Origin of the sequence: Microbacterium sp. Root180 (genome assembly GCF_001428485.1) — a bacterium.
Classification (GTDB): Bacteria; Actinomycetota; Actinomycetes; order Actinomycetales; family Microbacteriaceae; genus Microbacterium.
Genome location: NZ_LMHS01000002.1, coordinates 1 through 25,164 on the forward strand (window position 1 = coordinate 1; position 25,164 = coordinate 25,164).

At 69.9% G+C, this 25,164-nt stretch carries 26 protein-coding genes, 1 tRNA gene and 1 rRNA gene; 21 read left to right on the forward strand and 7 right to left on the reverse strand.

Annotated features, from left to right (window positions below):
- The 18 genes from rrf to ASD93_RS04345 all read left to right on the forward strand — a co-directional run.
- A 5S ribosomal RNA gene (rrf, locus tag ASD93_RS04265) occupies positions 1–114 on the forward strand; the annotation flags it as partial.
- 89 nt (positions 115–203) lie between these two features.
- Positions 204–2,459, forward strand: a complete 2,256-nt coding sequence (locus ASD93_RS16110; protein WP_235566878.1) for a primosomal protein — start codon at positions 204–206, stop codon at positions 2,457–2,459.
- Entirely contained in the window at positions 2,459–3,496 is a 1,038-nt protein-coding gene (locus tag ASD93_RS04275; RefSeq protein ID WP_056119238.1) for an HAD-IIA family hydrolase, read from the forward strand. Before ASD93_RS16110 ends, ASD93_RS04275 begins: the two co-directional genes overlap by 1 nt.
- A gap of 40 nt (positions 3,497–3,536) precedes the next feature.
- Entirely contained in the window at positions 3,537–3,713 is a 177-nt protein-coding gene (locus ASD93_RS16025) for a hypothetical protein (RefSeq protein ID WP_200950587.1), read from the forward strand.
- Positions 3,710–4,507 carry a TlyA family RNA methyltransferase gene (locus ASD93_RS04280; protein ID WP_056119241.1) on the forward strand — a complete coding sequence of 266 codons (798 nt, stop codon included), beginning with the start codon at positions 3,710–3,712 and terminating at the stop codon, positions 4,505–4,507. The genes ASD93_RS16025 and ASD93_RS04280 overlap by 4 nt, the downstream gene beginning before the upstream one ends.
- The gene (locus tag ASD93_RS04285) at positions 4,507–5,451 is read left to right on the forward strand and encodes an NAD kinase (protein WP_056119244.1); all 945 of its coding nucleotides are present in this window, start codon (positions 4,507–4,509) and stop codon (positions 5,449–5,451) included. Before ASD93_RS04280 ends, ASD93_RS04285 begins: the two co-directional genes overlap by 1 nt.
- Positions 5,448–7,136: a DNA repair protein RecN gene (gene recN, locus ASD93_RS04290; protein WP_056119246.1), complete on the forward strand. Its 1,689-nt coding sequence runs from the start codon at positions 5,448–5,450 to the stop codon at positions 7,134–7,136. The genes ASD93_RS04285 and recN overlap by 4 nt, the downstream gene beginning before the upstream one ends.
- A 95-nt stretch (positions 7,137–7,231) precedes the next feature.
- Positions 7,232–8,929 (forward strand): CTP synthase, encoded by a 1,698-nt coding sequence (locus ASD93_RS04295; protein WP_056120867.1) that lies wholly within the window; start codon positions 7,232–7,234, stop codon positions 8,927–8,929.
- Positions 8,922–9,539 carry an NUDIX domain-containing protein gene (locus tag ASD93_RS04300; protein WP_056119248.1) on the forward strand — a complete coding sequence of 206 codons (618 nt, stop codon included), beginning with the start codon at positions 8,922–8,924 and terminating at the stop codon, positions 9,537–9,539. Before ASD93_RS04295 ends, ASD93_RS04300 begins: the two co-directional genes overlap by 8 nt.
- 1 nt (position 9,540) lies before the next feature.
- Positions 9,541–10,485 (forward strand): site-specific tyrosine recombinase XerD, encoded by a 945-nt coding sequence (xerD, locus tag ASD93_RS04305; RefSeq protein WP_056119251.1) that lies wholly within the window; start codon positions 9,541–9,543, stop codon positions 10,483–10,485.
- A gap of 47 nt (positions 10,486–10,532) precedes the next feature.
- Positions 10,533–11,438, forward strand: coding sequence for a ParA family protein (locus ASD93_RS04310; RefSeq protein ID WP_200950588.1), 906 nt, complete (start codon positions 10,533–10,535; stop codon positions 11,436–11,438).
- Positions 11,422–12,249, forward strand: coding sequence for a segregation and condensation protein A (locus ASD93_RS04315; RefSeq protein WP_056119257.1), 828 nt, complete (start codon positions 11,422–11,424; stop codon positions 12,247–12,249). The genes ASD93_RS04310 and ASD93_RS04315 overlap by 17 nt, the downstream gene beginning before the upstream one ends.
- Positions 12,239–12,859: an SMC-Scp complex subunit ScpB gene (gene scpB / locus ASD93_RS04320; protein WP_056119259.1), complete on the forward strand. Its 621-nt coding sequence runs from the start codon at positions 12,239–12,241 to the stop codon at positions 12,857–12,859. Before ASD93_RS04315 ends, scpB begins: the two co-directional genes overlap by 11 nt.
- Positions 12,856–13,677: a pseudouridine synthase gene (locus ASD93_RS04325; RefSeq protein WP_056119262.1), complete on the forward strand. Its 822-nt coding sequence runs from the start codon at positions 12,856–12,858 to the stop codon at positions 13,675–13,677. The genes scpB and ASD93_RS04325 overlap by 4 nt, the downstream gene beginning before the upstream one ends.
- Positions 13,674–14,798 (forward strand): prephenate dehydrogenase, encoded by a 1,125-nt coding sequence (locus ASD93_RS04330; protein WP_056119265.1) that lies wholly within the window; start codon positions 13,674–13,676, stop codon positions 14,796–14,798. Before ASD93_RS04325 ends, ASD93_RS04330 begins: the two co-directional genes overlap by 4 nt.
- Positions 14,791–15,510, forward strand: coding sequence for a (d)CMP kinase (gene cmk, locus ASD93_RS04335; RefSeq protein WP_056119268.1), 720 nt, complete (start codon positions 14,791–14,793; stop codon positions 15,508–15,510). Before ASD93_RS04330 ends, cmk begins: the two co-directional genes overlap by 8 nt.
- Positions 15,500–17,044, forward strand: a complete 1,545-nt coding sequence (gene der, locus ASD93_RS04340) for a ribosome biogenesis GTPase Der (protein WP_056119270.1) — start codon at positions 15,500–15,502, stop codon at positions 17,042–17,044. The genes cmk and der overlap by 11 nt, the downstream gene beginning before the upstream one ends.
- Positions 17,045–17,130: 86 nt before the next feature.
- Positions 17,131–18,030: an NUDIX domain-containing protein gene (locus ASD93_RS04345; protein ID WP_056119273.1), complete on the forward strand. Its 900-nt coding sequence runs from the start codon at positions 17,131–17,133 to the stop codon at positions 18,028–18,030.
- Positions 18,031–18,062: 32 nt separating this feature from the next.
- Here the strand turns inward: ASD93_RS04345 and ASD93_RS04350 are convergent, their stop codons facing one another.
- The 3 genes from ASD93_RS04350 to ASD93_RS04360 all read right to left on the reverse strand — a co-directional run bounded on the left by ASD93_RS04350 (position 18,063) and on the right by ASD93_RS04360 (position 19,847).
- A complete protein-coding gene (locus ASD93_RS04350; protein ID WP_056119278.1) occupies positions 18,063–18,431 on the reverse strand; it encodes an RNA-binding S4 domain-containing protein in 369 nt (122 codons plus the stop codon).
- 56 nt (positions 18,432–18,487) lie between these two features.
- Positions 18,488–19,177 carry a lysoplasmalogenase gene (locus tag ASD93_RS04355; RefSeq protein WP_056119280.1) on the reverse strand — a complete coding sequence of 230 codons (690 nt, stop codon included), beginning with the start codon at positions 19,175–19,177 and terminating at the stop codon, positions 18,488–18,490.
- Positions 19,178–19,262: 85 nt separating this feature from the next.
- On the reverse strand, positions 19,263–19,847 hold the full coding sequence (locus ASD93_RS04360; RefSeq protein ID WP_056119282.1) for a GNAT family N-acetyltransferase: 585 nt from the start codon (positions 19,845–19,847) through the stop codon (positions 19,263–19,265).
- 110 nt (positions 19,848–19,957) lie between these two features.
- Between ASD93_RS04360 and ASD93_RS04365 the strand changes: the two genes are divergently transcribed.
- Together ASD93_RS04365 and ASD93_RS04370 are read left to right on the forward strand one after the other, a co-directional pair.
- Positions 19,958–20,031, forward strand: a tRNA-Pro gene (locus ASD93_RS04365).
- A 79-nt stretch (positions 20,032–20,110) separates the two neighbouring features.
- Positions 20,111–20,782 (forward strand): GAP family protein, encoded by a 672-nt coding sequence (locus ASD93_RS04370; RefSeq protein ID WP_056120868.1) that lies wholly within the window; start codon positions 20,111–20,113, stop codon positions 20,780–20,782.
- A gap of 16 nt (positions 20,783–20,798) precedes the next feature.
- Here the strand turns inward: ASD93_RS04370 and ASD93_RS04375 are convergent, their stop codons facing one another.
- The 3 genes from ASD93_RS04375 to ASD93_RS04380 all read right to left on the reverse strand — a co-directional run bounded on the left by ASD93_RS04375 (position 20,799) and on the right by ASD93_RS04380 (position 22,888).
- A complete protein-coding gene (locus tag ASD93_RS04375) occupies positions 20,799–21,194 on the reverse strand; it encodes a tautomerase family protein (protein WP_056119284.1) in 396 nt (131 codons plus the stop codon).
- Positions 21,195–21,354: 160 nt separating this feature from the next.
- Positions 21,355–21,942, reverse strand: a complete 588-nt coding sequence (locus ASD93_RS15865; RefSeq protein ID WP_157536870.1) for a hypothetical protein — start codon at positions 21,940–21,942, stop codon at positions 21,355–21,357.
- Between the two features lie 67 nt (positions 21,943–22,009).
- Positions 22,010–22,888: a hypothetical protein gene (locus tag ASD93_RS04380; RefSeq protein WP_157536871.1), complete on the reverse strand. Its 879-nt coding sequence runs from the start codon at positions 22,886–22,888 to the stop codon at positions 22,010–22,012.
- A 697-nt stretch (positions 22,889–23,585) separates the two neighbouring features.
- Here ASD93_RS04380 and ASD93_RS04385 point away from each other — a divergent pair.
- Entirely contained in the window at positions 23,586–24,578 is a 993-nt protein-coding gene (locus ASD93_RS04385; protein ID WP_056119288.1) for an aldo/keto reductase, read from the forward strand.
- A gap of 48 nt (positions 24,579–24,626) precedes the next feature.
- On the opposite strand, the gene ASD93_RS04390 is transcribed toward ASD93_RS04385, so the two are convergent.
- Complete coding sequence (locus tag ASD93_RS04390) at positions 24,627–25,106, reverse strand: DUF1294 domain-containing protein (protein WP_056119291.1); 480 nt, start codon at positions 25,104–25,106, stop codon at positions 24,627–24,629.
- Positions 25,107–25,164 lie beyond the last annotated feature (58 nt).

Below are 25,164 nucleotides of genomic sequence, written 5' to 3' on the forward strand. Positions count from 1 at the left end.
GGCGGCCATAGCGAGAGGGAAACGCCCGGTCCCATACCGACCCCGGAAGCTAAGCCTCTCAGCGCCGATGGTACTGCAGGGGGGACCCTGTGGGAGAGTAGGACACCGCCGGACTTCCATTACCGAAATGGCCACCCAACGCAGGGTGGCCATTTCGCGTTAACCCCCACACACTGAACATGGGCATCGGAAGGAATCGAGACATGGCCGAGCAGGAGCCGCGCGACGACGCAGCAGACCGCACGGCGCGCGGACGCACGGGCGGCCCGCCCCCTCGAGCCCGCGACGCCAATTCAGGCGCGCCCTCCCACGCGCGCGGTCGCGATGGTGCTGCCTCCGGAGCCCGCGACGACCGCGGTCGAAGCGATCGCAAGCCTTACGAGAAGCGTGACGGCGACCGCAAGCCCTACGAGAAGCGCGATGGCGAGCGGAAGTCGTACCCGCCCCGCGATGGTGAGCGGAAGTCGTACCCGCCGCGTGATGGTGAGCGGAAGCCCTACGCCTCGCGCGATGGTGACCGGAAGTCGTACCCGCCCCGCGATGGTGAGCGTAAGTCGTACCCGCCGCGTGATGGTGAGCGTAAGTCGTACCCGCCGCGTGATGGTGAGCGTAAGTCGTACCCGCCGCGTGATGGTGAGCGTAAGTCGTACCCGCCGCGTGACGGCGAGCGGAAGCCCTACGCCTCGCGCGATGGTGACCGGAAGTCGTACCCGCCCCGTGACGGCGAGCGGAAGTCGTACCCGCCCCGCGATGGTGAGCGGAAGTCGTACCCGCCGCGTGACGGCGACCGCAAGCCCTACGCCTCGCGTGATGGCGACCGGAAGTCGTACCCGCCCCGTGACGGCGACCGGAAGTCGTACCCGCCGCGTGATGGCGACCGGAAGTCGTATCCACCGCGTGACGGCGACCGCAAGCCCTACGCCTCGCGTGATGGTGACCGGAAGTCGTACCCGCCCCGTGACGGCGACCGCAAGTCCTACGCCCCGCGCGATGGTGACCGGAAGCCCTACGCCGCGCGTAACAGCGACCGGAAGTCGTACCCGCCGCGTGATGGCGAGCGGAAGTCGTACCCGCCGCGTGACGGCGAGCGGAAGTCGTACCCGCCTCGTGATGGCGAGCGGAAGTCGTACCCGCCTCGTGATGGCGAGCGGAAGTCGTACCCGCCTCGTGATGGCGACCGGAAGTCGTACCCGCAGCGCGACGGCGATCGACGCCCGTACGAGAAGCGTGACGGGGATCGTGGCCCGCAGCGCTCGGGCCGGCCGGACCGTCCGACGCGCGGCGGAGCGGATCGTCCGGACAGGGCGACGCGTCCGGAGGAGATCCGGTCCGTTCGTCCCCGTCATGACGACCCGCTGATCCCCGATGAGGTGACCCCGCAAGACCTGCATCCGAGTGCGCGCAACGAACTCAAGACGCTCAGCAAGGAGAACGCGGACCAGGTCGCCCGCCATCTCGTGATGGCATCCGAGCTGATCGACGACGACCCGGCGCTGGCGCATCAGCACGCGCTCTCCGCCTCGCGCCGCGCGGGTCGCATCGCGATCGTCCGCGAGACGCTGGCGATCACCGCCTATGCGACGGAGGACTACGCCCTCGCACTTCGCGAACTGCGCACCTACCGCCGCATCTCGGGCAAGGACGACCAGATCGCCCTGATGGTCGACAGCGAGCGCGGCGTGGGGCGCCCCGACCGCGCTCTCGAAGTCGGCCGCGGAGTCGACCGCGCCGCATTGCCGACCGAGGTTCGCGTCGGGCTCGCGATCGCCATGTCCGGTGCGCGACTCGATCTCGGTGAGCCTGAGCGCGCGCTGCAGGAGCTCGACATCCCCGAACTCGATCCGGACCGCGCGTTCGAGTGGAGCCCGGCGCTCTTCTCCGCACGCGCCACCGTGCTCGAGGAACTCGGCCGTTCGGACGAGGCGGAGCGCTGGGAGGACCGCGCGAAGGTTGCCGCGGAGGCGATCGACGCAGCGCTCGGCTCGGGTGATCTCGAGACCGTGTTCGTCGACGAGATCATCGAGATCGAGGACGAAGAGCTCGAGGACGAAGAGCTCGAGGACGAAGAGCTCGAGGACGAAGAGCTCGATGAGGCCCTGGCATCGTCGGCGGACGACGCTGTGGCGGATGACGAGGTCACCGGGTCCTCCGATGACGACGACGTCGCCGACGTCGCCGACGTGACGGACGAAGCGGACGTCACCGACGAAGCCGACGAAGCCGACGAAGCCGACGAAGCCGACGAAGCCGACGTCACGGACGAGACGGCGACCGACATCGAGTCCGACGACGCCGACACCGATGGCGATCCGGCTGACACCGAAACGGCAGAGTCCTCCGCCCCCGTCGAGGACGAGGCATCCGCCGTCGTGTCCGTCGAGGACGAGGTCGCTGAGATCCTCATCGAAGCCGGCGTCGACGACGCACCTGAGGCCGCAGGCGAAGGCACCGACCGCTGATGCCGCTGTTCGGTCGCCGGCCGCAGCCGGCCGGTCCGCTCGACGGCGTCGATGTCGTGCTGGCCGACCTCGACGGCGTCGTCTACGCGGGCGCCGGGGCTCTGCCTCATGCCGTCGAGAGTCTCAACCTCGCCCGGGAGGGTCGCAGACTCGGCTACATCACGAACAACGCGTCACGAACGGATGCGTCGGTCGCGGCGCACCTGTCGGACCTGGGTCTCACGACCGACCCGGACGAGGTCGTCACGAGTCCGCAGGCCGCGATGCGTCTGCTCGCACACCGCGTCGCGCCGGGATCGACGATCCTCGTCGTCGGCGGCGACGGGCTCGTGGACGAGGTCACGAAGGCCGGGTTCGTCGTGACGCGCTCCGCCGACGACGCCCCCGCGGCCGTCGTGCAGGGCTTCGCACCCGACGTCGGCTGGACGCAGCTCGCCGAGGCCGCGTTCGCGCTCAAGGTGCCGGAAGAGGAAGGTGGCATCCCCTGGATCGCCACCAACACGGACTGGACGATTCCGCAGGCGCGCGGTGTGGCGCCCGGCAACGGCACGCTCGTGTCGGCCGTGCACACGGCGATCGGTCGTCTGGCGACCGTCGCCGGCAAGCCCGAGGTGCCGATCTTCGAGGAGGCCGTCGCGCGGTTCGGGGCGAAGCATCCGCTCTTCCTCGGCGACCGTCTCGATACCGACATCCTCGGCGCCAACCGGGCAGGAATCGACTCGGCGCTGGTGCTCACCGGCATCGACCGGCCCAAGCACGTGCTCGCGGCCCCCCAGGGTTCGCAGCCGACCTACATCCTCGGCGACCTGCGTGAGCTGCATGAGCCGTATCCCGAGGTGAAGGTCGTCGACGGCGTCGCGACGGTGCGCGGTGCCTCGGTTCGGATCGACGGTCCGGACGTCCGCATCGTCTCCGAAGGGGAGCGGCCGATCGACCTGCTCCGCGCCGGTGCAGCCGCGATCTGGTCGACCGGTCGGGCGATCTTCGGGTTCCGCGTGCCCGAGGCGCTCTACGCGGATCCTTTCCACCGCCCCTGAGTCGCCGGGCTGCGCGGCTGGTTCGCCGTATCCTGGGGACATGGTGCAGCCTGACGAGCACGCGTCCGCCCGCGACAACGACCCCGGCGACCTGCTGTCCACCCTCGAGGTGATCGAGGCGCAGCCACTGCCGACGCGCTCCGACGCCTACGACGCACTCCACGACACGCTGGCGCGGCGCCTCGAGGCCACGCCCGCTGCACCGTCCGCCTCATGACGGCGCGGCTCGATGCCGCGCTGGCCGCTCGCGGGCTCGCACGTTCGCGCACCCACGCGGCGACCCTGATCGCCGACGGGCTCGTGACCGTCGACGGCCGGCCGGTCGTGAAGGCGTCGACCCCGATCGCCGACGAGGCAACGATCGCGGTCGCCGGCACCGACCACTACGTCAGCCGCGCCGCGCACAAGCTCGTCGCCGGCCTCGACGCCTTCGGCATCGACGTCGCCGGGCGCATCGCACTCGACATGGGCGCCTCGACGGGCGGATTCACCCAGGTCCTGCGGGAGCGCGGAGCCGAGCCGGTGATCGCGGTCGACGTCGGACACGGGCAGCTCGCGGCATCCGTCGCCGACGACCCGGGCGTGATCTCGATCGAGGGGTACAACGTCCGGCACATGACCCGGCAGTCCCTCGCCGAGGAGAGCGGTGTCGAGGCGCGCCCGTCGATCGTCACCGGCGACCTGTCGTTCATCTCGCTCGCACACGTGCTCTCTGCGGCCCGGGCCGTGGTCGCCGACGACGGCGACCTCGTGCTGCTCGTGAAGCCGCAGTTCGAGGTCGGCCGCACGGCGGTGAAGGGCGGCCTGGTCACGAATCCCGCGCTGCGGGCGGATGCGGTCGCAGGGGTGCTCTGGTCGGCGTGGGATGCCGGACTCGGCACCTGCGGCGTCATCTCCTCCCCGATCGTGGGGACGCACGGCAATTCCGAGTACATCGCCCACCTCGCGCCGGGACGCGGGAGCAATCCGACAGAATGGTTGGGCACCGTGAACCGACTGGCGGGGGCCTGATGACCGACAACGACGCACGCGCCGCGCGCAACATCCTCGTCGTCGCGCACGCCCATCGTGATGACACCGTGTTCGCGGCCGAACGCGTCGTCGCGGCGCTGCGAGCCGCGGGCGCGCGCCCGGTGCTCGCCGCCGACGACCGGGCGGAGCTCTCGGCGGTGATCCCCTCGTTCGGCGAGGTCGCCGTGCTCGGCGACGACGTCCCGGTGGCCGACGTCGAACTGGCGATCGTCCTCGGCGGCGACGGCACGATCCTGAGGGCCGCCGAACTCGTTCGCGAGGGGACGGCACCGGTTCTCGGCATCAACATGGGCCATGTCGGGTTCCTCGCCGAGATCGAGCGCGACGACATGGACGACGCGGTGAGGCGGGTCATCGCCCGCGACTACGAGGTCGAGGAGCGTCTCGCGCTGGGCGTGCGGGTGAAGGATTCCGCGGACTCCGTGATCTACGAGACGTGGGCACTCAACGAGGCCACGGTCGAGAAGGCCAGTCGTGAGCGCATGCTCGAGGTCGTGATCGAGGTCGACGGGCGCCCGCTGTCCACGTTCGGGTGCGACGGCGTCGTCATCTCCACTCCCACGGGATCGACGGCCTACAACTTCTCCGCCGGCGGCCCGGTGATCTGGCCGACGGTCGAGGCGATCTCGGTCGTGCCGCTGTCGGCGCACGCGCTCTTCGCGAAGCCGCTCGTGGTCGGCCCGGAGCACGCTGTGGCGATCGAGGTGCTCGAGCGCACCAACGGCTTCGGCATCCTCTGGTGCGACGGGCGTCGCTCCCATGACCTGCCGCCCGGCGCGCGCGTGGTCGTGCGTCGCTCCGAGAACCCGGTGCGACTCGCCCGGCTGCACCCGGCGCGGTTCACCGACCGACTCGTGCGCAAGTTCCGGCTGCCCGTCGAAGGCTGGCGCGGGCCGACCGCGATCACGGGACCCACGCCGTGATCGAGGAGATGCGGCTGCGTGATCTCGGGGTGATCGCCGAGGCGACCCTCGCCATCGGGCCGGGCTTCACGGCGATCACGGGTGAGACCGGCGCTGGCAAGACGATGGTCGTGACGGGTCTCGGCCTCCTCCTCGGGCAACGGGCGGACTCCGGTACCGTGCGCTCAGGGGCGACCCAGGCGACGGTCGACGGCGTGTGGATCGTCCCCGAGGCGGGATCCGTCGCCGATCGCGTGCGCGACGCCGGAGGCGACCTCGAACCCCTCGGCGACGGGCGGGCCGAGCTCTTCGTCGGCCGGTCCATCTCCACCGAGGGGCGCGGCAGGGCCTCGGTCGGCGGCAGGACCGCTCCGGCCGGCGTGCTCGCAGACCTCGCGGACGAGCTGGTCGTCGTGCACGGCCAGTCCGACCAGCTGCGGCTGCGCAGCGCGGTCGCCCAGCGCGACGCGCTCGACCGCTTCGGCGGCGTCGCCGTGCAGGGCGCTCTCGCCACGTACCGTGACGCGTACGAGCGCTGGCGGGCCGCCGATCGCGAGCTGACTTCGATCACCGACGACCGCGAGGCCCGGGCCCGCGAGGCCGATGAGCTGCGCGCGCAGGTCGCCGAGATCGAGCAGGCCGCTCCGCAGCCCGGAGAGGACGCCGAGCTCACCGTGCGCGCCGAGCGGCTCGCGAACGCGGAAGAGCTTCGCACGGCCGCTGCGACGGCCCACGACGCACTCTCGGGCGACGGGGAGCCCGATGCGGCATCCCTCCTGGCCGAGGCTCGCCGTGCCCTCGAGCGCGCGGTCGACCCGGTGCTCGAAGAGCTCGCCGGTCAGGTGGCCGATCTCGGCTATCGCACCGCCGACGTCTCCGCAGCGCTGGCCGCGTACCTCGCCGATCTCGATGAGACCGGTCCGCACGAGCTCGCCGCGGTCGAGGAGCGACGTTCCGTGCTCTCGGCGCTCGTGCGCGCCCATGGCACGCTCGACGCCGCCATCGAGCTTCTCGACACGGGTTCCGCCCGCCTCGCCGAACTCGACGACGACACCGACCGCGTGGATCGGCTGACCGCCGAACGGGATGCCGCAGCATCCGCCGTCGACACCGCAGCCGCGGTTCTCACTGCCGCCCGCAGCGACGCGGCCGAGAGGCTCGGCACCGCAGTCACCGCAGAGCTGCGGGCCCTCGCAATGCCCGACGCGCGCCTGACCGTGGCGGTGTCGCCGGGCGCGGAGTCCGCGTCCGGCCGCGACGATGTCGCGATCCTGCTCGCTCCCCACCCGGGCGCCGATCCACGACCGGTGTCGAGGGGCGCATCCGGCGGCGAGCTCAGTCGCGTGATGCTCGCGATCGAGGTCGTCATCGCGGCGGCCGACCCGGTGCCGACGTTCGTGTTCGACGAGGTCGACGCGGGCATCGGGGGAGCGGCGGCGATCGAGGTCGGACGCCGTCTCGCGCGCCTGGCCCAGTCGTCGCAGGTGATCGCCGTCACCCACCTGGCGCAGGTCGCCGCGTTCGCCACCAATCACCTCACGGTCGTGAAGGCGGTCGACGGCTCGGTGACGGCATCCGACGTCCGCCGCCTCGACGGCGCGGAGCGCGAGGCCGAAATGGCCCGACTGCTGTCGGGAATGCCGGATTCGGATGCCGCGCTCACCCACGCGCGCGAGCTCCTCGGGCTGCGGACCGAGGTCGCATGAAACGCCCGCGCGGCCACCGCGCAGCACGATCGCCCGAGCCACGCCGCTTTCGCTCAGGCTCGACCCCCAGACGTGAGATAGGATAAAAGCCCGTGATGCAGACTTCTGGTTCTTCCCGCGGCGACTCTTCGAACGACACCACCAAGCACATCTTCGTGACCGGTGGTGTCGTTTCCTCTCTCGGCAAGGGCCTCACCGCCGCCAGCCTGGGAAACCTGCTCACGGCGCGCGGACTCCACGTCGTCATGCAGAAGCTCGATCCGTACCTGAACGTCGATCCGGGCACGATGAATCCGTTCCAGCACGGCGAGGTCTTCGTGACCGACGACGGCGCCGAGACCGACCTCGACATCGGGCACTACGAGCGCTTCCTCGACATCGAGCTGAGCCAGGCCGCGAACGTGACGACCGGGCAGATCTACTCGCAGGTGATCGCGCGCGAGCGCCGCGGCGAGTACCTCGGCGACACCGTGCAGGTGATCCCGCACATCACCGACGAGATCAAGCGCCGCATGCGTCTGCAGGCGACCGAGGAGCCCCGCCCCGACGTCATCATCACGGAGATCGGCGGCACGGTCGGCGACATCGAGTCGCAGCCGTTCATCGAGTCGGCGCGTCAGATCCGCCACGAGCTCGGGCGACAGAACGTGTTCTTCGTGCACGTCTCCCTCGTGCCGTTCATGGGCGCCTCGGGCGAGCAGAAGACCAAGCCGACGCAGCACTCCGTGGCGACGCTCCGGTCGATCGGCATCCAGCCCGACGCACTCGTGCTGCGCAGCGACCGCCCCGTCACCGAGGCGAACAAGCGCAAGATCGCGCTCATGTGCGACGTCGACGAAGGCGCGGTCGTCAACGCGGTGGATGTGCCGAGCATCTACGACATCCCCTCGATGCTGAACGAGCAGGGGCTCGACGAGTACATCGTTCGCACGCTCGGCCTGGCGAAGGCGACCGAGGTGGACTGGTCGCGCTGGGAGCGCGTGCTCCAAGCCGTGCACAACCCGAAGCACGACGTCACGATCGGCCTCGTCGGCAAGTACATCGACCTGCCCGACGCCTACCTGTCTGTCACCGAGGCGCTCAAGGCGGGCGGGTTCGCCCACGAGACCCACGTCAACATCCGCTGGATCCCTTCCGACGAGTGCGAGACGCCCGAGGGCGCTGCCAAGGCCCTCGGCCCGCTCGACGGCATCGTCATCCCCGGCGGCTTCGGCATCCGCGGCATCGAGGGCAAGATCGGCGCTCTCAAGTTCGCCCGCGAACAGGGCATCCCGACGCTCGGCATCTGCCTCGGACTGCAGTGCATCGTCATCGAGTACGCGCGACATGTCGCCGGCATCGAGGGCGCCTCCTCGAGCGAGTTCGACCCCGACACCGTGCACCCCGTCATCGCGACGATGGAGGAGCAGGTCGACATCCTCGAGAGCGGCGACATGGGCGGCACGATGCGTCTCGGCCTGTACCCGGCAGAGCTCGCCGAGGGCTCGATCGCCGCCGAGGTGTACGGTGCGAGCCGCGCCTCGGAGCGTCACCGTCACCGCTACGAGGTCAACAACCGCTACCGCGACCAGATCGCCCAGGCGGGCCTGGTGTTCTCGGGCATCAACCCCGACCTCGACCTCGTCGAGTACGTCGAGCTTCCGCGGGACGTGCACCCGTACTACGTCGCGACGCAGGCGCACCCCGAGCTCCGTTCTCGTCCGACCGACGCGAACCCGCTGTTCCGCGGTCTCGTCGGCGCGGCCCTCGAGCGTCACAGCTCCAGCGAGCTCTTCGACGTCGAGAATGGCTGACGCGGTGGCCGGCTCGCCGCTGGCCGACGAGCCCGTCTCGCTGGAGGTGATCGACAGCGACCTGGTCTATCAGGGGCGCGTGTGGGACGTCCGCAGCGACACCGTCGCGTACGCGGGCGAGCAGATCGTCCGCCAGTACGTCGATCATCCGGGGGCGGCCGCCATCGTCGCGATCGACGACGCCGACCGCGTACTGCTGATCCAGCAGTACCGGCATCCGATCCGCCATCGCGACTGGGAGATCCCCGCCGGGCTGCTCGATGTGGCCGGGGAGACCCCGATGCAGACCGCGGTGCGCGAGTTGGCAGAGGAAGCCGACCTCGTCGCAGACTCGTGGGAGCCCCTCGTCAGCATCTTCACGACCCCCGGCGGCAACGACGAGGTCGTTCACCTCTTCCTCGCACGGGCGCTGTCCGCTGCCCGTGAGATCCATCCCCGGGAAGACGAAGAGGCCGACATCCGTATCGAGTGGGTGCCGCTGGCGGAGGTCATCGCGGGCGTCCTCGCGGGGCGTCTGCGCAACGGCATCCTCGCCGTCGGTGCGCTGGCGGCCGCCGAGCGGCTGCGTTCAGCGACGGCGGAGCGCCCGGACGGCGCACCCGGGGCCTGACATGCGGTTCGACCGGGCGGTGGACGCCTACCTGCGGCACATCACGATCGAACGCGGGCTGTCCGACAACACCGTCGCCGCGTACCGCCGAGACCTCGCCGGATACGTCGCATGGCTCGCCGCGCGGGGCATCAACGACTCCTCGGATGTCTCGGCGGCCATCGTCGCCGAATTCGCCGCAGAGCGCGCCGCCGCGCAGCCGCCGGTCGCGGCATCCTCACTCGCGCGGCTGCAGTCGTCGGTGCGCGGACTGCATCGCTTCCTGGCCCGCGAGGGCATCGAGCCCGCAGACCCGTCCTCACGCCTGCGGCCGCCGAAGCAGCCGCAGCGACTTCCGAAGGCGCTCACCATCGACCAGGTCGAGGCGCTGCTGGATGCGTCGGGTCCTGCTCCCGCCACAGGAGCGGATGCCGCGCTCGGCGCTGCCCCCGGCGATCTCGTGGGACTGCGCGACCGCGCCCTGCTCGAACTGCTCTACGCCACGGGCGCACGGGTGTCCGAGGTCGTGCAGCTCGACGTCGACGACCTTGCCCACGGTGACGTGATCCGGGTGCGCGGAAAGGGCTCGAAGGAGCGGATCGTTCCGGTCGGCTCGTACGCGCGCGCCGCGGTGGACGCCTATCTGACGCGGGCGCGGCCCGAGCTCTCCCGCCGGGGGAGGGCGACGCCGAAGCTGTTCCTGGGCGCACGCGGCGCGCCGCTGTCGCGCCAGAGTGCGTGGCTGGTCATCCATGACGCGGCCGAGCGCGCGCAGCTCACCGCGCATGTGTCGCCGCACACGCTCCGGCACTCGTTCGCGACCCATCTGCTGCAGGGCGGAGCCGACGTGCGGGTGGTCCAGGAGCTGCTCGGCCATGCCTCCGTGGCGACCACSSAGATCTACACTCATGTGTCCGTCGACGCGCTGCGGGACGTCTACGTCACTTCCCACCCGCGCGCCCGCTGACCCTTCCCGGGGCTGGGGCCTCGCCGTGACTAGAATCGGTGCACGGCATGGAAAAGTCAGGAGAGTCTGTGGCGGGCAGCAAGCGGGGCGCGACGAAGGCCTCAGGCGACGAGACGCCGATCGGTCCCACGGGGCGTCCGTACCACGGCTTCCCGACCCCGCCGACACTCGACGGCACGGGTCCCGCGCGCATCATCTCGCTGTGCAACCAGAAGGGCGGCGTCGGCAAGACGACGACGACCATCAACCTCGCGGCCGCCCTCGCCAGCTACGGCCGCAAGGTGCTGGCGGTGGACTTCGACCCGCAGGGCGCGCTGTCGGCCGGTCTCGGCATCCAGACCCACGACATCCCGACGATCTACGACCTGCTCGTCGACGGCAAGCGCGATCCGCTCGAAGTCGTGGTGAAGAGCGGCGTCGAGAACCTCGACGTGATCCCGGCGAACATCGATCTGTCGGCCGCCGAAGTGCACCTGGTGAACGAGGTCGCGCGCGAGCAGACCCTCTCGCGCGCCTTGCGCAGGCTCGCGCCGCACTACGACGTCATCCTCATCGACTGCCAGCCCTCGCTCGGCCTGCTCACGGTGAACGCGCTCACGGCCAGCCACGGCGTGATCATCCCGCTCGAGTGCGAGTTCTTCGCCCTGCGCGGCGTCGCGATGCTCATCGAGACGATCGACAAGGTGCGCGACCGGCTGAACCCCACGATCACGCTCGACGGCGTGCTCGCGACGATGTACGACGCCCGCACGCTCCATTCGCGGGAGGTGCTCGAGCGGGTCGTCGACGCGTTCGGAGACGATGTCCTCGAGACCGTCATCGGCCGGACCGTGAAGTTCCCGGACGCCTCGGTCTCCGGCATGCCCATCACCGAGTTCGCGCCCGAGCACGCCGCCGCGCAGGCCTACCTGCGACTGGCGCGGGAGCTGGTCGCCCGTGGCGCCGTCGCCTGACGAGGAAGCCCTCGCCAGCGAGCCGCCCGTCGAGGGCTTCCGCGTCTCGCTCGCGGGCTTCGACGGGCCCTTCGACCTGCTGCTCACGCTCATCTCGAAGCACGAGCTCGACATCACCGAGGTCTCGCTCTCGGCCGTCACGAACGAGTTCATCGCGTACCTGCGCGAACTCGGGCCCGAGGAGGAGCTGGAGGAGGCATCCGAGTTCCTCGTCGTCGCCGCGACCCTGCTCGATATGAAGGTCGCGGGGCTCCTGCCGCAGGGCGAGCTCGTGGACGCCGAGTCGGTCGCCCTCCTCGAGGCCCGCGATCTGCTGTTCGCCCGACTGCTCCAGTACCGGGCGTTCAAGGAGGTCTCGGTGTGGTTCGAGCGCTGCCTGCAGCGGGAGGATCGTCGCCACGCCCGCTCGGTGCGGCTGGACGAGAAGTACCGAAACGCGGTGCCCGAGCTGGTCTGGACCCTCAGCGCCGACGACTTCGCGGCACTCGCCCTGCTCGCGATGACGCCCAAGGAGATCCCGCACGTCGGTCTCGACCATCTGCACGCGCCGCTCGTGAGCATCCGCGAGCAGGCCGCGGTCGTGGTGACGCTGCTGCGGGCCGCCGGAACCCTCAACTTCCGCGAGCTCGTCGCCGGCGTCACGCAGCCCGGTGTCGTGGTCGCCCGTTTCCTCTCGGTGCTGGAGCTGTACCGCCACGCCGCCCTGTCCTTCGAACAGCTCGAGCCGCTCGGCGAGCTCACGCTGCGCTGGAGTGCGCGGCGCTGGTCCGACGAGAACCTCGCCACTCTGGGAGCCGACTATGACCGATGAGCCGACCACGACCGATGATCCGCAGGCGGAGGTCCCGCCTGCCCCCGTTGTGACTGCCGACGTCGCGCGTCGCCTCGAGGCGATCCTGCTGATCGTCGAGGAGCCCCAGAGCCTCGTGAGCCTCGCGGCCGCGGTCGGCTCGCCCGTCCCGGCCGTGCGGCAGGCGGTCGAGGGACTCGTCGCCGACTACGACGGTGAGACCGGCGGACCCGTGCGCGGCTTCGAGCTGCGCGAAGTGGGCGGCGGGTGGCGCCTGTACGTCCGCGAGGAGCACGACGACCTGGTGAGCGAGTTCGTCAACGCGCAGGCGCCGTCGCGGCTGTCTCAGGCCGCGCTCGAGACTCTCGCGGTGATCGCGTACAAGCAGCCCGTCACGCGAGGGCAGGTGGCGTCGATCCGGGCGGTGAACGTCGACTCGGTCGTGCGCACGCTGCTCTCGCGCGGGCTCATCACCGAGGTGTTCACGGATGCCGAGACCGGCGCCATCAACTACGGCACCACCGACGCTCTGCTGGTGAACCTCGGCATCAACTCGCTCGACGAGCTGCCGCACATCTCGCCGCTCCTCGACGACGGGACCGGCGGATTCGACGAGGAGGCCCGCCGATGAGCGACCGCGATCCGTTCGGCACGCCCGAGGGCGTGCGCCTCCAGAAAGTGCTCGCGAACGCCGGGGTGGCCTCGCGCCGCGTGGCCGAGCAGCTCATCGTCGAGGGCAGGGTGCGCGTCAACGGCCAGGTCGTGACGGAGCTCGGCTCCCGCATCGATCCCGAGAACGACCTCGTCGACGTGGACGGCAGCGCTGTACAGCTCGATCAGTCCAAGCGCTACGTCATGCTCAACAAGCCGACCGGCGTGGTCAGCTCGATGAAGGACGAGCGCGGACGCCCCGATCTGCGGCTCTTCACGAAGGACTGGGAGGAGCGCCTGTACAACGTGGGCCGGCTGGATGCCGAGACGAGCGGCCTCCTCGTGCTCACCAACGACGGCGAGCTCGCCCACGTGCTGGCGCACCCGTCGTTCGGCGTGACGAAGGTCTACATCGCGAAGGTGGAGGGGAGGGTGACGCCGCAGACCGTCCAGCGGCTCCTCAAGGGCGTGGAGCTCGAGGACGGGCGGATCGCCGCCGACAAGGCGCGCCTTCTGTCGTCGTCCGCCGAAGGCGGGGGATCGCTCGTCGAGCTCACGCTGCACTCGGGGCGCAACCGCATCGTGCGGCGCATGATGGCCGAGGTGGGGCATCCGGTCGTCGAACTCGTGCGGCGCCAGTTCGGTCCGCTTCACCTGGGAACGCTGCCAGCCGGGCGTGCACGCGAGTTGACTAAGGTGGAGCGGGGCGCTCTGCTGACTCTCGCGCGTCGCGCGGCGGGCGATGCGCCCGAGTCCCGCGACGACTCCGAACCGCGGAGCGATCAGGAGAACGAGTGACCGAGTCCACGCCGACGTCCGCCGGCGCGCGCGCCGCGCGGGTGCAGGGCACCGTGCGCATCGTCGGCGCCGGTCTGCTCGGAGCGAGCATCGGCCACGCGTTGACGGCTCTCGGGGTGGATGTCGCGCTCGATGACACATCGCCCGCGCAGCTGCGCCTCGCCGTCGATTACGGCGCTGGCCGGCGGGCGGCAGCGGAGGACGAACCCACCCTCGTCGTCGTGGCGGTGCCGCCGGATGTCACCGCCGACGTCATCGCACGCGAGCTCGCACGCCACCCGAAGGCGGTCGTCACCGACGTCGCCAGCGTCAAGCTCGAGCCGCTGCGCGCGCTGCGCGACCGCGGCGTCGACCTGACTCACTACATCGGCTCGCACCCGCTCGCCGGACGCGAGCGCGGCGGAGCCATCTCGGCGCGCGCCGACATCTTCGTCGGCCGTCCGTGGGTCGTGTGCCGCGACGGCGAGACGCCGGCGAGCGATCTCGCCGTCGTCGAGGCCCTCGCGCTGGATCTCGGCGCGATGCCCATCGAGATGGGTCCGGAAGAGCACGACCGCGCCGTCGCGCTCGTGTCGCACGTTCCGCAGCTCGTCGCGAGCCTTCTCGCCGGACGCTTCGTGGACGCCCCCGACGGATCCCTCGGCCTGGCGGGCCAGGGCGTGCGCGACACGACGCGGATCGCGGCATCCGCCCCGGAGCTCTGGGTGCAGATCCTCGGCGCCAACGCGACTCCGGTGGTCGATGTCCTCGATGCGCTGGCAGCCGACCTCTCGTCGGTCGCCGACGCGCTGCGCAGCCCCGACGCTCCCGGCGCACGCCGGGCGGTGGCCGACACGATCCGCCGCGGCAACGAGGGCGTCGAGCGCCTCCCCGGCAAGCACGGCCAGAACCGCCGCTTCGAGCAGGTCGTGGTGATGGTCGACGACACCTCCGGTCAGCTCGGACGCCTGTTCGGCGAGCTCGGCGAGCTCGAGGTGAACGTCGAGGACCTGCGCCTGGAGCACTCGCCCGGCGCCCAATTCGGCCTGGCCGAGATCAGCGTCGTGCCCAGCGCCGTACGACGCGCCGTAGAGGGCCTCGAAGCCCGCGGCTGGAAGATTGCGAGCACCACCAATGACTGATCCCTCGACCGGATCCGCCGCGACGCCCTTCGTCGTCGCCATCGACGGCCCCGCGGGGAGCGGCAAATCGAGCGTCTCGAAGCAGGTCGCGCGACGGCTCGGCTACGGGTTCCTCGACACCGGCGCCGCGTACCGCGCGCTCGCGTGGCACGCGCTGGAGCACGGCACCGACACCTCGGACTCGACCGCCGTCCTCGAGGTGATGGGCGACTTCGACTACGCGATCTCGCTCGATCCCGACAGGTTCTGGGTGCGGGTCGGGGCAGTCGACGTGACCGATGCGATCCGTGAGCCGCGCGTCTCCGACGCCGTGAGCGGCGTGGCACGCGTGCCCGCCGTGAGACAGTCCGTCAACACCCTCTTCCGGGCGCTGGTGGCGGCATCCGGTCGCTCGGGGGTCGTCATCGAGGGTCGCGACATCACGACCGTCGTCGCGCCCGATGCCCCCGTCCGCATCCTGCTCACGGCCGCCCCCGAGGTGCGTGCCGCCAGACGCAGCGCCGAGTTGACAGGACAGGATGCCGCGGCCGTCGCCGCCGCGCTGCACAAGCGCGACGCGTCCGACTCGGCCGTCGTCGACTTCCTCAGCGCCGCTCCGGGCGTCGAGGTCGTCGACTCCACCCACCTCGACTTCGACCAGACCGTGGACGCCGTGATCGGCGTGATCCGCACCAAAGAGCCTGTACAGACGGGAGCGAACGATGGCCGCTGACAGCCGCGACGCAGAAGACTTCGACGAATTCGAAGCGGGCGAGGACCAGCTCGCCGAGAACCTCGCCGACCTCGACGAGGAGCTCGTCGAACAGCGGGCCGCCTCCCTGCGGGCGGGGCTCGCCGACTACGAGCTCGACGACGAGGACGCCGTGCTCCTCGAAGGCGTGCTGCGCGGCGAGGACGGCATCGAGTACCTGCCGGCCTTGCCCGTCGTGGCGATCGTCGGCCGCCCGAATGTCGGCAAGTCGGCGCTCGTCAACCGCATCCTCGGCCGCCGCGAGGCCGTCGTCGAGGACACCCCGGGCGTCACCCGCGACCGGGTCACCTACAAGGCCGAATGGATGGAGCGCCGGTTCTCGCTCGTCGACACCGGCGGATGGGAGCCCGACGCGCGAGGCATCGACCGCTCGGTTGCCGCTCAGGCAGAGGTCGCGATCGACCTCTGCGATGTCGTGATGTTCGTCGTCGACGCCATGGTCGGCGCAACGTCCACCGACGAGCACGTCGTGCGCCTCCTGCGCAAGAGCGGCAAGCCGGTCTTCCTCGTCGCGAACAAGATCGACGATGCGCGACACGAGCCCGAGGCCGCCGCGCTGTGGAATCTCGGACTCGGTGAGCCGCACCCCGTCTCGGCCATCCACGGCCGTGGCGTCGCCGACCTCCTCGACGAGGTCGTGAAGGTGCTCCCCGATGTCTCGGCCGTCGCCAAGGCCGAGATCGGCGGCCCTCGGCGCGTGGCGATCCTCGGACGCCCCAACGTCGGCAAGTCCTCCCTCCTCAACAAGGCGGCCGGCGAAGAGCGCGTCGTCGTGAACGAGCTCGCCGGCACGACGCGCGACCCCGTGGACGAGGTCGTGGAGCTCGGCGGGAAGCTGTGGCGTTTCGTCGACACGGCCGGCATCCGTCGTCGCGTGCACCTGCAGCAGGGCGCCGACTTCTACGCGTCGCTGCGCACCTCGACCGCGCTCGAGAAGGCGGAGGTCGCCATCGTGGTGATCGACGTCACTCAGCCGGTCAGTGTGCAGGACCTGAACATCATCGACCTCGTGCTCGAGTCCGGCCGCGCGCTCGTCATCGCCTACAACAAGTGGGATCGCCTCAACGACGACGACATGGACGGCCAGGACCGCCGACGCTACCTCGAGCGCGAGATCGAGCAGGACCTCGCGCACGTCGCGTGGGCGCCGCGCGTCAACATCTCCGCCCGTACCGGACGCCATCTCGACAAGCTCGTGCCGGCGCTCGAGACCGCGCTCGAGTCGTGGGACCAGCGCATCCCCACCGGCAAGTTCAACGCCTTCCTCACCGAACTGGTCAACGAGCACCCGCACCCGCTGCGGGGCGGCAAGCAGCCGCGCATCCTGTTCGGCACGCAGGCGGCGAGCCGGCCGCCGACATTCGTGCTGTTCACGACCGGCTTCCTCGATCCGGGCTACCGCCGATTCATCCAGCGCCGCCTGCGTGAGATCTATGGCTTCGAGGGGTCGCCGATCGTCATCAACATGCGCGTGCGCGAGCGCCGCCAGCGCTGAGCGACGGGAGTGGGCCGCCGTCGCCGGCTCCGGTCACGCGCCGACACGACGTCGGCGCGCGACGGCCGGTGTGACAGGCTGGCGGAGTGACGATCGAGCCCCCCGTTCCCGGTGAGCCGCGCCGCCCGTCCGGGCCGCGCGACCCCGGAGACGCGTGGGTCGTCGCGCCGACGGGGGAGCGATACTGGGGGCGATTCGGTGCGGCGGGACTTCTCGCCCTCGATGCGGACCGCGGAGTGCTGCTGCAGCATCGCGTCTCGTGGAGCCACTTCGGCGACACCTGGGCCCTCCCCGGCGGCGCCCGCCACGAGGGCGAATCAGCGTCCGACGCGGCCCTGCGTGAAGCGGCGGAGGAAGCCGGCGTTCCCGATGACGCGATCCGCGCGCGCGTGCTGTCGGTCCTCGATCTCGGCATCTGGAGCTATACGACGCTCATCGGAGACGTCGCCGTCCCGTTCGAACCGACCATCAGCGACCCGGAGAGCAGGGAACTCGCCTGGGTGCCGGTCGACGAGGTGGCGCAGCATCCGCTCCATCCCGCCTTCGCTGCCTCGTGGGAGCGCCTGCGGGGCCTGCTGAGCGTGCGGCCGGCGATCGTCGTCGACGCGGCGAACGTGGTGGGCTCTGTGCCGAACGGCTGGTGGCGCGACCGGCCGGGCGCAGCGGCCGGGCTGCTCTCGCGCGTGGCGGCGACCGCCGTGTCAGGCGTACCCGCGTCGGCGCTCGAACTTCCGGAGCACACGTGGTTCCCCGAGTGGACCGTCGTGCTCGAAGGCCAGGCGCGCGGCGCCGATGATGTCTCGGGCGTCGACGTCGTGCGGGCCGAGGCATCCGGAGACGATGCGATCGTCGCGGAAGCCGAACGCCTCGTCGCAGCAGGCAGGCGCGTGACGGTCGTGACCAGCGATCGCGAGCTGCGCGAGAGGGTGACGGATGCCGCGGTCGACGTCCGCGGTCCGCGCTGGCTGCAGGAGCTCACCGGCTGAACCCCGAGCGCGTGAGCGTGCGCCCGCGAGGGTCAGCGATCGCGCAGGCGGTCGATGTCGCGGCGTTCGCGCTTCGTCGGTCGTCCGGCTCCCCGGTCGCGCACCGGGACGAAAGCGGTCAGCTCGCGCGGCGGCGGGGGAGGAGTGCGGTCCTCGACCGCTTCAGCGGCGACGGTCGCACCGACGCGCTTCGTGATCGGCTGCTTCACGACCAGGATGCGGTCGAACCCGGCGATCCGCACCCGCAGCTCGTCGCCGGGACGGACCGGCTGAGCGGCCTTGGCGCGCTCCCCGTTGACTCTCACGTGGCCCGCGCGGCACGCCGTGGTGGCAGCGGAGCGCGTCTTGTAGACGCGGATCGCCCAGAGCCACGCGTCGACGCGTGCGGAGGCATCCTTCATTCCGTGGCCTCAGGTGTCATCCGGCGGACGTGCGGGTCATGTGCCGATCTTCGCAGTCACACCGCGGCCTTCACCACGGGCGTGGCGACAGCGGGGGCTTCTTGGCGCTCCCGCGTCGTCACGAGCACTCCCGCGGCGAGGAGGCCCTGGCCCAGGCAGTAGAGCGCCATGATGAGCGGGCTCGACCATGCGGGGAGTGCATCCGGAACGAAGAGCCGGAACGCGAGGATCGAGTCCGCGGCAAGGAAGAATGCTCCGCCCCACGCGATCAGCGGATGGCAGCGAGCCGCGCCCATGGCTGTTGCGCCGAGGACGATGCCGTACAGCGCGACCGGAATGAGGAGTGCGCCGAGGTGCGGCCACAGCACCACGAGAAGGCCGACGTACCAGACCGCGTAGACGGCGGACCACAGGGGCAGACGCCGGACGGCGAGCATGCGCCAGAACAGCCAGATGTAGCAGAGGTGGGCCAGTGCGAAGAAGAGGAGCATCATCGGGACGGTATCGACGCCGGGGAAGAGCGGGCCGGCACCGTCGCCCAGCCACGACAGTCCGATCGCGATCACGAGGATCGTGTGCGCGCTCGTCCAGTGGCGATGGCCCGCCCACACCACGGCGAGGGCGAGGAACGGCATCAGCATGAGCTTCGTCGGGCTCGCTGCGTCGTGCGCGCCGACGGCGAGCGCCCAGACGTGCACGAGCGCAGCGAAGATGAACGGGGTGAAAGCGATCCACAGGCGCGACATGGTACTCCTCAGGCGGTGCATGACAGGAGACGTCGTCGTCCAGGGAAGATAGAACCCCGGTGCGCGGTCACGATCCAGGGCGCGCTCACGAGCGCAGGTCGAGTGCCACGATAGCGAGGTCTGGGCGCGGACGCGCTACTTCTTCGAAACCGGCCTTCACGAACGTGGACACAACGCCGTGGAACAGCGAGCTCGATCCCTTCTTCGATCCTTCGGCGGGATCGAGCGGATAGGCCTCGATCAGGCGGGCGCCGCCCTGTCGTGCGAAGTCGACGGCGGCCTCGAGCAGGCGATCGTTGAGTCCCTCACCTCGATGTTCCCTGCGCACCACGAAGCAGCTGACCGCCCACACCGAGTCGTCGTCCCACGGCTCTCGCGATTGCGCGAAGTTCTTCGTGCGCGCCAGGCGTCGCTGCCGAGTGCGCGGTCCGACTCGCACCCACCCGGCAGGTTCGCCTCCGACATAGGCGATGAGTCCGGGCACGGGGCCGGCATCGAGCTCGTCACGGAACAGCTGCTCGCGCTCGAGCTGCGACGTGCTCTGCCACTCGGTGTTCGTGATGGTCCACCACTGGCATTGGCAGCTGCGCCCGTCGCCGCCGCCCGCCCACGTGAGCTGCACGTCGGCGAAACGGGCGGGCGTGGCCGGCTCGATCGAGATCTGCGACATGCCCAGACGCTACTGCGCGGGTCGGACACGCGCGAGGGGGCCGCGTGCGTTCGCGAGCGCTGTGGCGACCGGGTAGGATGGGGGAGTTGTCCGCGCTCCGGCTCGGGCATCGGGATGTGGCGCAGCTTGGTAGCGCACTTGACTGGGGGTCAAGGGGTCGCAGGTTCAAATCCTGTCATCCCGACAGAGAAAGTCCCGGGAACCTCAGGGTTCCCGGGACTTCTTCGTTGGTGAGATGCGACCGCGTGGTGGGGAGTCAGTTCATGGGCAGTGTCATCGGAGATATCCTCACGCCCGCACTCGGTGTCGCGATCAGCCCGATCCCGATCATCGCCGCCATCCTGATGCTCCTGTCGCCCAGGGCGCGCGTGACGGGCACGGGGTTTCTGCTCGGCTGGGTACTCGGCATCGTCGTCGCCGTGACAGCTTTCACGTTGCTGTCATCGATTCTCCCGACGGACGATGCGGACGCCTCGCAGCCGATCACGGGCGTCATCCAGCTCGTGTTGGGCGCGTTGCTCCTTCTGCTCGCGGCACGGCAGTGGCGGGGCCGGCCGCGGGCGGGGGCGGAACCGGCAATGCCGAAGTGGATGCAGGCGATCGACTCGATCACGTTCCCGAAGGCTCTGGGGCTCGGGTTCCTGTTGTCGGCCGTCAATCCCAAGAACTTGCTGTTGTCGGCCAGCGCGGGCGTCACGATCGGGGCCTCGGGTCTCGCCGGCGGTGCGGTCGTGGTCGCGATCGCCGTCTTCACGGTGATCGCGGCATCCACTGTTCTTGTCCCTGTGGTCGGCTACCTGTTCGCAGCCGACAGGCTCCGTGGCCCGCTCGATGGACTGCGCGGCTGGCTTGAGAAGGAGAACGCGGTGATCATGGCGGTGCTGCTGCTTGTGATCGGCGTCGCGCTGATCGGCAAGGGAGTCGGCAGCTTCTAGCGCGGAATCGGAGAGATCAGACGTTCACGGTGAAGCCGAGGTCGACGTCGCTAGCGGCGTGCCCGCCACCGACGCCCCAGTTTTCGAGAGTGATCTCGTGAAGGATGGTCGACACATGATCTCGGGGGATGCCCAGCGGCTCCAAACCCTCGACGATCGCTCGATAGAGTCGCCGCTTGGCGGTCAGGCTTCGACCAGCGAAGCAGTCGATCGAGATGATCGTCCGGTACTCCGGATGTGCGAGGTCTGGCGCGCACATGAATCGCCGTGGTTCATGGACGACCAGACGCACGTTGCGGTCCTCGGCCGGGATCTCGAACGCGCGAACGAGCGCTGCGTGGACGGCGTTCATGATGGCAAGCTCTTGGTCGGCTGCGTACTTACGGCGGACTTCGATGATGACGGCGGGCATCGCACCATTATCTCGACGCGTTCGGCCACGTGACGGGTGGACCCGGACTCATCGGCTCATTGTGGGGGGCGCTCAAGAATCTGCCTCCCGCGCCACCTCTACGCAACGTCCACTTCAACGCGCGCAAGCGGACCCCGCTGCGTACGCGCTGACTATTCGCCTACACCCGGACAATTTCCCCGAGCGGTCCCCAAATCGACCTGCCGTCAATGGGCAGCTTTCGAGAATCTGGCCAGCACCATCCGCGATGCGCTGAAGTGTGAGGACGGTTTGAGTCGTCGACGATGGTGACCGTCGCGGTAAACCACCACGTGGCACGGTCAAGCGGTGTCACCGCGACCGGCCCGTCCGACCGCGACCTGCTGGGTTCGCGCTCTTCCAGGTTTACCCGAATCACAGCAGACCGCACCGTCGCCGGCGCCAACCCAATCCGTTCGCAGTGACGCGCGATGTGGTCGCGCGCCCGCACACCAACGACCGATTCGATCTCGTCAGATGACGCGTCGAGCAGATCGATCGTGATCGAGCGGCGGCCAGCTGTCAGCATGCGATGGCAGAGCACGCCGGGGAGCCATGCGCCTTGGTAGTCGCTGTTCCGGCTGCAGAACATCGCTGCGAGGGCGTCCGCCACGCCCCGCAATTCGCGTCGCCGTACCATCTGTCCTCCGTTGGCCCCGCCGAAGGCAAGGGTTCGACGATACTCCTCGATGATCCTTGACGCGATAAGCCGATGCCCGGTGCCGACCATAATGCGGGCATGCTGAAGTGGAACTCGAGGGACGACCCCTACCGATGGTTCGGCGAATACCTCGGCGTCAAGGCGTCGCTGGCTCCAGCTCGCTAAGCTTGTCGGCCTGGAGTTCCGCGAAGGCCGCGACGTCTTGTTCGAGGATGCGACCGTCCGTGAGGACGCGCACCTGAACAACGAGATTGCCGCGCTGCAGGTCCCAGACGTACGACCGCCACCGCGCGCCAGGGGTCCCCTCACGCACCCAACCGACTGCAGCAACCTCGTCCGGAACGTCGATGGCCGCTTGCGCCGTGATCTGGATCAAACTCGTATCAAGCCCGCCCGCTGCCGGCACGTCTAGGTCTTGCCATGGGCAGGCCGCTACCCGATCGTGAAGATCACGCATGAACCTGCTCGCCTCTTCAGTGGTCGCGAAGACGCGGGCCGCGATATCCATCATCTCGTCGCCCGCCTGCCACGTCTGCACCCAACTGATTGGATCCTCGGAGGTGGCGTGAGCGCCGTCGGCGAAGTACGGCGCATTGCCTGGGAGGAACGCACACTCTTCGTCACCACCAACTTCCTGCCACTGCTCGCCGACCTTGGGCGCAACGGCGGCCACGGTGCCCGGCTCGAACTCGCCGACGCCGTAGCGCTCATCGCCGATGGACAACTGGGACGCGTCTTGCGCCGATACCGCCATCGAGTCCGCGGCGTCCAGCCCGAAGCAGCGTTCGGGGCAGGCGAGTGGCGTCATCGCGTCCGGGTGCTGCGGCGGACCAGTGAGGAACGCCTGGTCGGGAGCGGTCTCGCTGAGGCTGTGCCCGACATAGGCGAGAAAGCCCACGACCGCGACGACCGGAACGGCGAGGACCGTCAACGAGCCGAACACGATCAGCGTCCATGCCCACCACCGCAAGCCGCGCTTTCTCGCCGGTCCCCCGGTAGCAATGGTTCCGCTCACTCGAACATCTTCGTTCAACGCTGAAACAATCGCGCAACCAACACGAACGCGGCAGAGGATACCGTTGCGGGCGTCGTCGACACGTTGCCCGGATGGCGCTGGTCACGTGCGGGCGAAGCGCGCGATGAGTTTCGCCCCAGGGATGGCCCATAGAAACGACGAAGCCCCCGCGCGACAAGGTCGTGCGGGGGCTCGTTTAGGTATCTCAGCTATCGCGGCTCATAGTCTGTGTCCTTCCCTCGGGATAGCGAATCTAGCCAGCCCAGCGGGCTTTGGCAATGGCTGTCGCTACGCCGCCAAGCTGAGCAGGTTGTCGGGAGTGTGGGTGGGAAGGGCAAACGAGTCGAGCACGAGGTTGCCCACCGCGATCCATCCCGGATGCGCTTTCGCCCGGACGGTGGGACCGCCGGCGGCACGAACGGAATACAGATTGGCTATGCCAGGGTCTCCGCGGCGGATCAAGATCTCACCTCGCAGCGAGACACCCGACTGCGACGGGGAGTCCTCGATTCGAACGTCTATGTCGATCACGGACTGACCGCACGAGCCGGGCCAGGCCCGGACTGCGCGAAACGATCGCCGCCGTCCGCTACGAAAGGCCGGCCCCTTCGCATTCCCCGGGCGATTGCGCGTCGCAGCCCCGTGGCATGCTGGATCGTGTCGCCCTCCAGGGGCGCGGCACGATGGAAGGATTCCCATGCAGCACCGTCCCCTCGGCCGGACCGGCCGCTCCGTCTCGGCGATCGGTCTCGGCACCTGGCAGCTCGGCGCCGACTGGGGCGCGGTCAGCGAGGACGACGCGACGGCGGTGCTCGCGGCATCCGCTGATCACGGCGTGACCCTGTTCGACACCGCGGACGTCTACGGCGACGGGCGCAGCGAGTCGATCATCGGACGCTTCCTCGCGGGACGTGCCGACCACGGGATCACCGTGGCGACCAAGATGGGCCGGCGCCTCGCGCAGGAGCCCGAGAACTACACGCCCGAGAATTTCCGTGGGTGGACCGATCGCTCGCGCGCCAACCTCGGCGTCGACACGCTCGACCTCGTGCAGCTGCACTGCCCGCCGTCCGCCGTTATCGACGACGGCGCGACGTACGACGCCCTCGACGCCCTGGTGACCGCCGGCACCATCGCCGCGTACGGGGTGTCGGTCGAGACGACCGCACAGGCTCTCGCCGCGATCGCCCGGCCGAACGTGACGAACGTCCAGATCATCTTCAACCCCTTCCGGCTCAAGCCGCTCGACGAGGTGCTCCCCGCCGCCCAGGAGGCAGGCGTCGCGCTCTTCGCGCGGGTGCCGCTGGCCTCCGGACTGCTCTCAGGGCGGTACACGGCCTCGACGACGTTCGCCGAGAACGACCACCGCACGTACAACAGGCACGGCGAGGCGTTCGATCGCGGCGAGACGTTCTCGGGCGTGGACTTCCAGACGGGACTGGATGCCGCCGCCGACCTCGCCGGAGCGTTGCCGGAAGGCGTCTCGCTGCCCGCGGCGACGCTGGCATGGATCGCCGCGCAGCCGGGCGTGACGAGCGTCATCCCCGGCGCGCGCAACGTTCGCCAGGCGGACGCGAACGCCGACGCCGGCACACTGCTGGATGGCGGATTCGACGTCGCCGCGTTCGATCGCGTCGTGCGCGACGTCTACGACCGCCGACTGCGCGAGGCCATCCACCCGCTCTGGTGATCGAGCCGGTCCGGTGCTGATCGGTCGATGACTGCTCGCGCCGCGCGGTCAGATCTGTGAGAGCAGTTCGGGGAGGTTCGCGAGCCACTCTGGCTCGAGGTCCCAGCCGAGCAGGGTCGCGGCCGCGAGAAACGCCGCCAGCACGAGGACATTGGCGACGACCGTTCCCCAGAATGCGCGGCGGAAGGAGCGCTTGCGCGTCTTGTGGCGGAAGACCTGCTGGGCAACGACGGCGCCGGGCCATCCGCCGATCAGCCCGAGCGTCAGGAGGTTGTCCTCCGGCACGCGTCGCGTGCTGCGCCGGGCAGCACGCTTGTCGGACCCGTAGACGGCGAACGTGAGGATGCTCACCGCCCCGTAGAGCGCAGGCAGCCACCACGGCAGGCCGAGGATCAGGTACGCCAGCGCGAAGGCGGCCGTGAAGGCGATGAGGACACCCCAGCTGAGCGAAGCGGGCAGGGGTGCCGAGAGATCGCGCGGGCGCTCCGACGCAGCGGGAAGAGGGCGTCGGCCGGGCGCGAGAGACATGCGCTCGATCCTAGAGCCCTGCAGAGGGTCAACCGCTCTTGTGAACGGATGCCGCGCC